This window comes from uncultured Faecalicoccus sp. (assembly GCF_944327125.1).
Classification (GTDB): domain Bacteria; phylum Bacillota_I; class Bacilli_A; order Erysipelotrichales; family Erysipelotrichaceae; genus Faecalicoccus.
Map to the genome: position 1 here is coordinate 1 of NZ_CALVGO010000039.1, position 11649 is coordinate 11649.

10 protein-coding genes and 1 other RNA gene are annotated in these 11649 nt (G+C 42.7%); 4 read left to right on the forward strand and 7 right to left on the reverse strand.

The annotated features are described in order from the left end of the window. Positions 1–22 precede the first annotated feature (22 nt). From ssrA to Q0K03_RS05570, 4 genes are all read right to left on the reverse strand, one after another. Positions 23–409, reverse strand: a transfer-messenger RNA (tmRNA) gene (ssrA, locus tag Q0K03_RS05555). Between the two features lie 21 nt (positions 410–430). After that, a complete protein-coding gene (smpB, locus tag Q0K03_RS05560; protein WP_297238612.1) occupies positions 431–886 on the reverse strand; it encodes an SsrA-binding protein SmpB in 456 nt (151 codons plus the stop codon). Then, positions 880–2100 (reverse strand): CapA family protein, encoded by a 1221-nt coding sequence (locus Q0K03_RS05565; RefSeq protein ID WP_297238594.1) that lies wholly within the window; start codon positions 2098–2100, stop codon positions 880–882. The genes smpB and Q0K03_RS05565 overlap by 7 nt, the downstream gene beginning before the upstream one ends. Positions 2101–2148: 48 nt before the next feature. Beyond that, positions 2149–2889: a copper homeostasis protein CutC gene (locus tag Q0K03_RS05570; protein WP_297238596.1), complete on the reverse strand. Its 741-nt coding sequence runs from the start codon at positions 2887–2889 to the stop codon at positions 2149–2151. Positions 2890–2979: 90 nt separating this feature from the next. Here Q0K03_RS05570 and Q0K03_RS05575 point away from each other — a divergent pair, with 90 nt between their 5' ends. Together Q0K03_RS05575 and Q0K03_RS05580 are read left to right on the forward strand one after the other, a co-directional pair. Further along, entirely contained in the window at positions 2980–4707 is a 1728-nt protein-coding gene (locus Q0K03_RS05575; RefSeq protein ID WP_297238598.1) for an ABC transporter ATP-binding protein, read from the forward strand. Further along, complete coding sequence (locus tag Q0K03_RS05580; RefSeq protein WP_297238600.1) at positions 4704–6533, forward strand: ABC transporter ATP-binding protein; 1830 nt, start codon at positions 4704–4706, stop codon at positions 6531–6533. Before Q0K03_RS05575 ends, Q0K03_RS05580 begins: the two co-directional genes overlap by 4 nt. A gap of 12 nt (positions 6534–6545) precedes the next feature. On the opposite strand, the gene Q0K03_RS05585 is transcribed toward Q0K03_RS05580, so the two are convergent. Together Q0K03_RS05585 and Q0K03_RS05590 are read right to left on the reverse strand one after the other, a co-directional pair. Further along, positions 6546–7430 carry a YitT family protein gene (locus Q0K03_RS05585; RefSeq protein WP_297238602.1) on the reverse strand — a complete coding sequence of 295 codons (885 nt, stop codon included), beginning with the start codon at positions 7428–7430 and terminating at the stop codon, positions 6546–6548. 54 nt (positions 7431–7484) lie between these two features. Then, positions 7485–8300 carry a Cof-type HAD-IIB family hydrolase gene (locus Q0K03_RS05590; protein ID WP_297238604.1) on the reverse strand — a complete coding sequence of 272 codons (816 nt, stop codon included), beginning with the start codon at positions 8298–8300 and terminating at the stop codon, positions 7485–7487. A 136-nt stretch (positions 8301–8436) separates the two neighbouring features. Here Q0K03_RS05590 and Q0K03_RS05595 point away from each other — a divergent pair, with 136 nt between their 5' ends. Both Q0K03_RS05595 and metA read left to right on the forward strand, forming a co-directional pair. Further along, complete coding sequence (locus tag Q0K03_RS05595) at positions 8437–9717, forward strand: O-acetylhomoserine aminocarboxypropyltransferase/cysteine synthase family protein (protein ID WP_297238606.1); 1281 nt, start codon at positions 8437–8439, stop codon at positions 9715–9717. A 9-nt stretch (positions 9718–9726) separates the two neighbouring features. Beyond that, positions 9727–10671, forward strand: a complete 945-nt coding sequence (metA, locus tag Q0K03_RS05600; RefSeq protein WP_297238608.1) for a homoserine O-succinyltransferase — start codon at positions 9727–9729, stop codon at positions 10669–10671. A 23-nt stretch (positions 10672–10694) separates the two neighbouring features. On the opposite strand, the gene Q0K03_RS05605 is transcribed toward metA, so the two are convergent. After that, a complete protein-coding gene (locus Q0K03_RS05605) occupies positions 10695–11546 on the reverse strand; it encodes a hypothetical protein (RefSeq protein ID WP_297238610.1) in 852 nt (283 codons plus the stop codon). Between the last annotated feature and the right edge of the window lie 103 nt (positions 11547–11649).

Here is an 11649-nt window from a genome sequence, read left to right on the forward strand (position 1 = left end):
ATTTGACACTTTTGTTTTCTCTTGGTGGAGGTGAGGAGAGTCGAACTCCTGTCTAAGCAAAGTCCCACGAGACAACGTTTACAGCTTTTCTTGTCAGTTTGATCTTATGGATTGGACAAGAACAAAGGTCATAAGATTTGATTCTTAGGTTTTCGTATGAAGCAGCGAATCAATACTTCATCTTATCTTCTTTATGAATCCTGCGATCTCTGATAAGAAAGCGAACTCAGAGGATCGGGGCTGCGAGCCAAACGTAGGCTAAATTAGGCAGCAAAAGCTAAGCTCTGGTTTGCACCAAATACGTTAGCAAGTTTAGTTTTAGCGTTTAAATTTAATTGGTTATTACACGTATCCTTCGTGGCTGTGGCTGAATCCAAACATTTACTCATCGAATACCAAAAACACCCCCAGAGTACGTCATTATAACGTACTAATATTGATTCTTCAAGGCTTTTTGTATTTCTTTTTGTGCGTCTTTTTTCTTCTGTGCTTCACGTTTATCGTGCAGATCTTTTCCTTTCGCCAGAGCAATTTCCAATTTGGCCAGTCCCTTACTTAAATAAAGGCGTGTCGGCACAATTGTATACCCTTTTACCTTTGCCGCCTGCTCCAGTTTCAAGATTTCTTTTTTATGCAACAGAAGCTTTCGGTCTCTTGTTTCGTCATGGTTAAAGATATTCCCAAATTCATAAGGAGAAATATGCATCCCCTTGATATAGGCTTCATTGCCATAAAAGCTGATATAGGAATCCTTTAGCTGAACTTTTCCTTTTCGGATACTTTTAATTTCTGTCCCTTTTAAACAAAGTCCGGCTTCAAAACGATCATAAAGTTCGTATTCATGTCTCGCCTTTCGATTTTCCGCAATCGTTTTTTGACTCATGATTCCAACACGACCTCGATTCCTTCCGGTTCCTGCATCACTTGTTGAACATACTCCTGGATCCACTCTTTGGTCATATCGTAGCCCATGGCGGTGATATGGTGCCCCTGAGCATACTCGTTATTGTATTCATGAATCGTCATCACTTTAAAGTTTGATAGATACGGATCAAAATAAGTGACGGTCGGTATGAACTGTACTTTGTCAAATGTCGTTTTTTCCTTTTCAAAGTCATAGTTCAAGGTAAAACTGGCCATTCCGCCAACCATTCGATCATTAGTATCCTGAGCACTTAAAAAGTTGCCCAAAGAATAATAACAGAGTGTATCCTGTTTTTCTCCCTGAATGATTTCGGCAGGTTTGATGACATGAGGGTGCGTCCCGATGATAACTTCAACGCCCCATTCATTCATCTTTTTCGCAAGTTCTTCCTGATCGGGTTCAATTTCGGTATGGTATTCCGTTCCCCAGTGCATAGAAACGATTTGTACATCGCTGATCTTAGAAATTTCTTTCACATCTTTTTCGATTTTTTCTTCATCGATAAGATCTACGATCCATGGCTTATCTTCCGGTACCGGAATTCCATTGGTTCCATAAGTATAGCCCAAAAGCCCTACTTTGATTCCGTTCACTTCTCGTACAACATATTCTTGGGATTCTTCTTCGCTTCGATGCGTGCCCGTTACCGATACCTTTGGATATTTCTCATCAAGATAATCCAGTTGTGCAAGCAAAGCGTCGGCCCCTTTATCTAAGCTGTGATTGCTGCTGGTGGCCAGCCAGTCAAATCCGGTATCGATGGTCGCATCCAAAAGCTGTGTTGGTCCATTGAATGTAGGATATCCGCTTAATCCATAATCATCACCGGCACAAATGGTCTCCTGGTTGATATAAGCCAGATCTACCGGTTCAATGTATTTCTTCATCAATTCATAGTATTGATCAAAATCAAAATCGGTATCCCCATACATGTAATCCGCAAAAATTACATCGTGCAGCAGATTGTCCCCAACCCCGGCAAAAGTAAAGGATGAAGTTTTTTCTGTATTTTGTTTCTTTTCTGTTTTTGTGTTTTTTTTCGTCTCGGTCGCAGTATCTTTTTGAAACAATCTTGTGGCCAGATACACACTGCATCCTCCGGTGATCATCACCGCAATCGCCAGTAAACACACCGCAATCAAGCGTCCTTTTTTTACTCTTCTTTTTCGTCTCATATTATTATTTTATCAGAATCTTTTAAATTTCTAAATACCGCAAGGCTTTTAAGACACGGCTTCCACCAATTTTTTGACCAGATCTTCATCGACGATATCGTAATCCATCTCATGGGGAGCCGATAAATACGCATAACTGACATTCCCTCTTTGAGTTGTTGGATCTTTTTTAAAGCTCTTGCACGAAGAATGAATTTGTTGAATTCCTGTTGTCATAAGCATTTCGCGAGCGTTCAGGGCATTCATCCCGCTTCCCGCAAGGATCTCGATTTTTTCTCCAAATAACTTCTGCAGGCGGGCAATGTTCTGTATACCCTCCATCGCCTTTTCTTTCTGACCGCTTGTAAGCACCCGGTCAATACCGCACGAGATCAAATCCATCATGGCCTGATCAATATCTTTTGTTACATCAATGGCGCGATGAAAAACGGCTTCTTTATGATACGCATGAATCAGATCTGTCATTTTCTTCGTGCTCTTGTAATCAATATCTCCCTCTTTTGTTAAAAAGCCAAACGCAATCCCGTCGGCTCCGGCTTCCAATAAAACCATTGCCTGTTCCATCATTAATTCAATGTCCATCGAATCAAAACAAAACCCTCCTGCACGGATACGAACCATACAGATTACCTTCAGATCCATCTCTTTTTTTATTCTTCTTAATACCGTAAGGCTGGGAGTCAAGCCCCCTACACTTAATGCACTGTTCAATTCAATGCGTCGGGCTCCTCCATGATAGGCAGCCTGGGCATCCTGATAACTTCCGCAACAAATTTCTACCTGATACATAAATATCCTCCTGAAATGATTATATGAAATCTGAAGGCATTCATCAATTTTTAGAATCGGTGTATAATTGACTCAGCGAAAGGAAAGATTATGTCATCTTTAAAAGTATTATTCTCATATTCCAAAGGTATCCGCCGATATTTTCTGATCGCCATTCTATGTGTGGCAATCGAAACTTCCTTTGAAGTTTTTATTCCCTTACTGATGAGCGATATCATTGATTTCGGTGTACTCAATCAAGATACCTCCATCTTTTTAGAAAAAGGCATGCAGATGTTGATGTGCGCTTTATTGTCTTTGATTTTTGGACTGTTGTATGCCCGCTGTGCCGCTAAGGCAATCACATTGTTTTGCCAGCGCCTTCGCTCTGTGGAATACCGCAAGATCCAGGAGTATGCCTTTTCCAACTTGGATCATTTTGAAACGGCCTCATTGATCACTCGTTTAACCAGCGATGTCACTGTGATCCAGAACGCTTTGGTCAACGGTATCCGGCCTTTTGCCCGCGGCCCTATTATTTTGATTCTGGGACTGGTGATGTCATTTATCATAAACGCTAAATTATCTATCGTATTTTTATTCACAACACCGATTCTGGGGATCATTCTCTTTTTTATCGTGCGAAAAATTGCTCCAATGTATCGCAAGCTCCAGAAAGCGGTAGATTCTGTCAATTTGCTGATTCAGGAAAATCTGACGGCCATTCGTGCCATCAAAGCCTTTGTAAGGGACGAATACGAAGAAGAACGCTTTGAAAAAGTGAACGCCCATCTGGCCGACATTTCCAAAGATACATTCCATTATGCTTCCTTTAATACCCCTGCTTTTCAAATGACGATGTATATGGCCATCGTCGGATTGATGGTCTTAGGAGTACAAATGATCCTTCAACAGGAAATGCAGGTTGGAGAACTGACCGGGATCCTGAGCTACGTTCTCCAGATCATGAACTCCTTGATGATGATCTCCAATGTATTTTTATTGATCACCCGTTCGATTGCTTCCTGCAATCGAATCGCCGAAGTTATCGAAGAACCGGTGGCCTTACGTTCTCCCAATTTGCCTTTGACCCCCAAAGACAGTTCCATCGATTTTCATCATGTCTATTTCAAATACAGTAAACTTGCCAAAGAATATGTGCTGTCCGATATCACATGGCACATTCCTGCCGGCAGTTCAGTAGGAATCCTGGGAGCCACAGGATCAGCGAAATCTTCACTGGTACAGCTGATTCCCCGGCTTTACGATGTGGACGAAGGAAATATCAAGATTGGCCACGTGGATGTCCGCGATATTGATTTGATACAGCTTCGTGACCTGGTGGCTATCGTTCTTCAAAACAATACGTTATTTTCCGGGACCATCAAAGAGAATATGCGATGGGGAAATCCCCAGGCCACCGAAGAAGACATCATAAAAGCCTGTAAAATAGCTCAGGCAGATGAATTCATCCAAAAGATGCCTCATCAATACGACACTTTTATTGAACAAGGAGGCACGAATGTATCTGGAGGACAGCGCCAAAGGCTGTGCATTGCCCGCGCCTTATTAAAGAATCCTAAGATCTTGATTCTGGATGATTCCACCAGTGCTGTAGATACACAAACAGATCATTCCATACGCGAAGCTCTTCGCTCGATTCCCGGCCTGACGCAAATCATGATTGCACAAAGGGTCAGTTCTGTGATGCATTGTGACCAGATCCTGATCTTAGAAGAAGGAAAGATCAGCGCCATAGGAAATCACGATACATTGATGAAAGAATCCGAATTCTACCGTGGACTTTATGAATCCCAACAAAGGGGGGATAAAAAATGAGACCGCAGAATTTAAAAGACACCGTCAAAAAATTGATGCGTTATATGGGTCACCATGCGTTCCTATTTGTTTTAGTGGGGATCCTGGTTTCGCTGTCTGCCTTAGGAAATCTTTTGGGAACTTACATGATCCGCCCTATTGTCAATGATGTCCTGGACACCGGTATTCAAAAGGCATGGCTTCAGTTGCTCCTCATGGCTTTTATCTTTCTAATAGGTGTTGCTTCTGCTTTAGGTTATACACAGCTGATGGCCGTAGCTGCACAGAAAGTAATCAAAGACATTCGTCATGATCTGTTTCATGTGATGCAGAAACTGCCGATCTCATTCTTTGATACCCATTCTCATGGAGAACTGATGTCCCGTTTTACCAATGATGTCGATACCGTCTCTGATGCACTGAACAATTCTTTTGCGATGATGATCCAAAGTTTTATTCAGGTCGCCGGTACTTTGATCCTACTCTTTGTATTAAGCTGGAAACTAAGCTGTATCGTATTGGTTTTTTACGTGATCTTATTTCTTTATATTCAGTTTTCCAGCCGTAAAAGTAAAACTTATTTCTCTTCTCAACAGGAAAATATCGGACAAATCAACGGGTTTACGGAAGAAATGATCAGCGGGCAGAAAGTTGTAAAAGTATTCAATCACGAAAAGGCCAACCAAACGGCTTTTGAATCCATCAACAAGAGCCTTCAACAAAGCAGCTCCAAAGCTTTGAGCTATTCACAAACCATCGTTCCTGTTGTCGTATCACTGTCTTTTGTGAATTATGCCATTGTCTCTGTCGTTGGCGGATATATGGCCCTTCAAGGACAGATGGATGTGGGTTCTTTAGCCAGTTATTTGATTTTTGTCCGCCAGGCTGCAATGCCGATCAACCAGTTTACTTTACAGATGAACTTATTGTTGAGCGCTCTGGCTGGCGCCGAAAGAATTTTCGAACTGATGAATAAAGAACCCGAGATCGATGAAGGAAAAGTAACTCTGGTGCGGGTCCGTGTAAAAAACGGCCAATTTTTAGAAACCAAAGACAATACTGGAATCTGGGCATGGCGACATCCCCGCCCGGAAGGTGTAGAATATGTCCAGCTCAAAGGAGACGTTTGTTTCTATGATGTCGACTTTGGCTATACATCCAAAAAGACGATTCTGCATCAGATCAACTTGTATGCCAAACCAGGCCAGAAAGTCGCTTTTGTCGGAGCAACCGGAGCCGGTAAGACAACGATTACCAATCTGATCAACCGCTTTTATGAACTTCAAAATGGTTCCATCACTTACGATGGCATTGATATCAAGCTCATAAAAAAAGACGACTTGCGCCGTTCTTTGGGAATCGTCCTCCAGGATACGCATTTATTTAGCGGAACCATCATGGACAATATTCGTTTTGGCAATTTGGATGCGACCGATGACGAATGTATCGAAGCCGCCAGACTGGCCAATGCGGATTCCTTTATCCGTCGTCTCCCTCAAGGGTATCAGACACAAGTCCATAACGATGGACAAAACTTATCCAGCGGTCAGCGTCAGTTACTGGCCATTGCCCGCGCTGCCGTGGCTGACCCTCCTGTTCTGATCTTAGATGAAGCGACCAGTTCCGTGGATACTCACACAGAACGCATGATTGAACAAGGCATGGACAAACTCATGGAAGGCAGAACCGTTTTTGTGATTGCGCATCGTTTATCCACCGTTCGAAATGCCGACGTGATCATTGTCCTCGACCATGGAAGCATCATCGAGCGAGGCAACCACGATCAGCTTTTGGAAGAAAAAGGAGTCTACTATCAGCTTTATTCCGGAATGTTTGAACTCTCTTAGGAGAGTTTTTTTTTACCATATATCGCGGTTCAGCGTTCCATCTTCAAAGGTAAAGCCGGAACCATGGATCTCGTTGACATCGCTGACCACCATAAAGGCCGCCGGATCGATCTTATTGATGGCCTGTTCGACCGCAGGATATTCTTTGCGGGAGATCACGCACATCACCACCGGACGATCTTGTTGGGTATAACCGCCTTTGCCCGATAATACGGTCACCCCCCGGCTTAAAGTATTCATCAAATAGTCACGGATCTCATCCCACTTGCTGGAGATGACCATCAGATTCTTGGCACTTTGTGAGCCTAATAACACCGTCTTATTGATGACCTGTCCGGCAATAAAAGCGGTAATGATCCCTACCAGTGCTTTTTGAAGACCATAAGTAAAAATTCCTAAGGATACTGTCAGTACATCAATGATCATAACCGCCTGTCCCGAAGGGATCTTAGCGTATTTTCTTAAAATCAGTGCCGGAATATCCATTCCTCCGGTACTGGCATTGGCTCTAAAGGCCAGTCCCAGTCCAAACCCGGCCAAAGCACCGGCATAAACGGCAGCCAGGTAATCGGGCAATACAAAAGTCGATTCTGGAAATTGAGCCGCCACGGAAGAAAGAAGGGTGACAAACACCGGGTAGGCGATAGCTGAAACAACCGTTTTCAATGCGAAGGCCTTGCCCAAAAAAATCAATCCCAAAAGGAACAAACCAATCGTCAAACCATTGATCATCCAAACCGGATCGATAGGAATCAAAGGCTGCAAAGCCACGGAAAGTCCGGCAACGCCTCCGTCCAGCAAATCATTGGGCAAAACAATAAATGCCACCTCGCAGGCAATGATCAAATTTCCTAATAATACCAAGATCAAATCTTTGATCCAATTTTTCTTTTTCATCGTCTTTCCCCCTCCTATTCGGATATCATAACAAAAAAGATAACCATCCTCAAATCACTCTTGAATCGTTTCCAACATATGCTTGATCACAGAATACTCTTCAAAAGGTCCCAGTAAAGAATGAGCGGCCTTCTTGGCTTTTTCATTTCCATTACATGGAGAATACGAATGTTGGAACGCTTCAAGCATACTGATATCATTCAATCCGTCTCCATATACATAAATATCGTTTGAATCGATATGAAGAAACTGAGCCAGTTCCCGGATCGCATTGGCTTTGGTGACTTCCTTGCCCGTCAGCTCTGCCAGACTTTCTGTACTTGGGGCATTGATGATCGTATCCTGGTGTTCATGCACCAAACGTTCTACCTGTTTTGGTTCCATCGAATTGGCATAATGAAGGTTTACTTTATAGATCGTCTGATTCAGGATCCACTCCGGATCGCAGTCAAAGGTATACTTTTTTAAATTCTTCTCCATATCTTTTTTTACATCTCGATGCCGAAGAAGCTGATTTTGACGATAGATTTCCGTAAAAGAATCCCGGTCCCTGGTCGTATAGATATTTGTAAGCGTCTGGTATTCAAATTTTAAGGAAGGTTCCTGTAACAGAAACCGAAGGACTTCTCTATCCATTGGATGCTGCATTAAAAGCTCTCCCTTTGGATCCAGTATGCAGGCACCGTTCATACAAATCATATACGAAGGTACAAGACCTGCCGAAGAGGCCAGAGCAGGATTTCTTCCCGTACAGATACTGAATATATGGCCGGATGCTTGAATTTTTTTGATTCCTTCATTGATCGTATCGTCGGCCTTATGGTACTGGTTCAATAACGTTCCATCCAAATCACTCGCAAATAATTTCATATTCTTTCCCTCTATTTAAGTCTGCACTCTTATTCTATCAGAAGAATGGATAATTTGGAGTTTAATGTAATTTATAATGTTTTGACAACCTAAACAATGCCCTATAAAATAAGCGTATACGAAAAGAGGAAACAATATGAAACATCAAGGAATCGGAACAAAATGTGTACAGGGTGGTTATACACCTGGAAACGGGGAGCCTCGACAGATCCCTATTGTTCAAAGTACAACGTTTAAATACGCAACCAGTGAAGATATGGGAAAACTATTTGATCTGGAGGCAAACGGATATTTTTATACCCGTCTGCAAAACCCAACCAACGATGCGGTCGCCAGTAAGATTGCAGAAATGGAAGGCGGAAGTGCAGCGATGCTGACAAGCAGCGGACAGGCCGCTAACTTCTTTGCCATCTTCAACATCGCCGGACAAGGCGATCATATCGTTTGTTCCAACAGCATCTATGGAGGAACCTATAATTTATTTGCGGTTACGATGAAACGTATGGGACTGGATTTCACCTTTGTAGATCCAGACTGTTCAAAGGAAGAACTGGAAAAAGCCTTCAGGGAAAACACAAAAGCCGTGTTTGGCGAAACCATTGCCAATCCGGCCTTAACGGTTTTGGATATTGAAAAATTTGCTCAGGCCGCCCATGCTCACGGCGTTCCCCTGATCATCGACAATACTTTTGCGACGCCTGTATTGTGCCGACCTTTTGAATGGGGAGCCGATATCATTACTCATTCTACAACCAAATATATGGATGGTCATGGAGCTGCCGTAGGCGGATGCATCGTAGATTCTGGTCGCTTTGACTGGACCCGTTATCCAGAAAAATTTCCTGGACTGACAACACCGGATGAAAGTTATCACGGTATCACCTATACAGAAAGATTTGGACTGGAAGGCGCTTATATCACAAAAGCGACAGCTCAGTTGATGAGAGATCTGGGAGCCATTCAAGCGCCGCAAAATGCTTTCTATCTGAATCTTGGACTGGAAAGCCTCCATGTACGCATGCCTAGACATAGTGAAAACGCCCTGGCAGTGGCTACTTTCCTTTCAAAACATCCAAAAATCAAATCGGTCCAGTACAGCGGACTTCCAGGAGACAAATACTATGATCTGGCGCAAAAATATCTGCCAAACGGATCTTGCGGTGTTGTAAGTTTTGAGATCCAGGGAGGACGTCAAGCCGCTGAAAAATTTATGAAGCATCTGAAACTGGCAGCCATCGAAACCCATGTGGCCGATGCCCGTACATGCTGTCTGCATCCAGCCAGCTCGACCCATCGTCAAATGACAGACGAAGAATTACAAGCTGCCGGAATCAGTGCGGACATGGTACGTTTCTCCTGCGGACTGGAAGATGCTAAGGATTTGATTGCGGATATTGAACAAGCTTTAGAAGCCTAGGAGTCAATTATGCCAATCAAAATCCCTAATGAACTCCCTGCGACAAAAACACTGACGCAGGAAAACATCTTTGTGATGAACGAAACACGGGCAGATTCTCAAGATATCCGGCCTTTAAAGATCCTTCTTTTGAATTTGATGCCTACCAAAATCGAAACCGAGACACAAATGGCACGCTTGTTAGGGAACACCCCTATACAAGTTGAAATCGAACTCATGCAGATGAAAAACCACAAATCAAAGAATGTATCCGAAGAACATATGCTGAAGTTCTATCAAACATTTGACGCCTTCAAGGATCGTTATTTTGATGGCATGGTGATCACAGGAGCCCCTTTGGAACATTTGGAATTTGAAGAAGTAGAATATTGGGATGAACTCTGTGAAGTGATGGAGTGGTCAAAAACCCACGTTCATTCCACTTTCCATATTTGCTGGGGCGCCCAGGCAGGACTCTATTATCATTATGGAATTCCTAAAGTGGAATTGGATCATAAACTATTTGGTGTTTTTTGTCATCAGGTCGATCGAAAATCTTCCATTTTATTTCGAGGGTTTGACGATCAGTTCATGGTTCCTCATTCCCGACATACTTCAAACCGAATGGAAGACATTGAAGCCTGTCCGTATCTAAAGATACTCGCCTCCAGTCAAGAGGCCGGTGTCTATGCCTGCGCCACGGAAGGCTGCCGTCAGATTTTTATTACGGGGCACTCCGAATATGACCGGCATACATTGGAGAAGGAATATCTTCGCGATAAAAATAAAGGGCTTCAAATAGCGGTCCCTAAAAACTACTATCCCAATGATGACGATTCCAAAGAACCGGTCATCACATGGAAAAGCGGAGCGAATCTTCTCTACTCCAACTGGATCAATTTTATCGTTTATCAGGATACCCCATACGATCTCAACGCCATCGAACCATTCGAAAAAACAATCATAAAAAAATAGGCATTGGTCATAAGCCAGTGCCTTTATTCATATAAAAGTTCTATAATTTCGTTACCAGACATCATCTGGATCTTTTGGGCATCTTTTAAAGTATCTTTGTTCCAACGAAACTGATCATAATTTGTAAGATACGTCGAATCAACATTGACCGAAGGATATTTGGCATACCAATCCGGATAGTATTCAGACATGATAGATTCAGCCAGCTCGTTAGCCATAGAAAGGGAAGAGCCTGCAGAATTCGGTGTGCCACAGATTCGAACCCCAGGAGGGGAAGAATGTATCAACAAAACACTTCCATCATCCATGGTCCCTAAAACAACATATACGTGTTCTTCATTCGACATGATATCACCAGGCTTATAATCTGTAACCTGTAAGCGGGGTGTATAGCTTCCCCATCCATTTTCGCTGAATGTAGAGGCCATTTCACTTGCCAACATAACATAACCTGATCCCTGATTGGATTTAGTTTCCATCAAATTATAAATGGCCCATCCTACATAACCGGAACAATCTAAACCATTATGAATCTCATACAAATGATTTTCCATGTTGTAAGATGAATCTTGTTGAAGAAAAAATTCTTTCCATTTCTTACTCACTCCCAGTGTCAGGGCTTCCTTCCCGGCACCGGTATCTTCTTCATTCCATCCGCCGCCCCAGATATACATCGTTTGACCGACCGGTTCCTGAAGAATTTCTAAAAACGTTTTTAATGACTTTGTATCCGTTTTAACTTTTTCTTTAGCTTCGGAAGGTTTAGAAACGGGTTTGTCTTCTTTCGGTAAAAAAAGAAAGACCAAACCGAAGCACAAACAAAGACAGGGTAAAACAAGAATAAGTAAATTCTTAATATTTAGCTTTCGTTTCATAATACCACCGTCCTTATCATATCATAAAAAAAAGACCCGGCAACGTGCTATGTTCGCAGGGGCAGGCCCAACTATTTTCGCCGCTGAAGTGCTTAACTTCTGA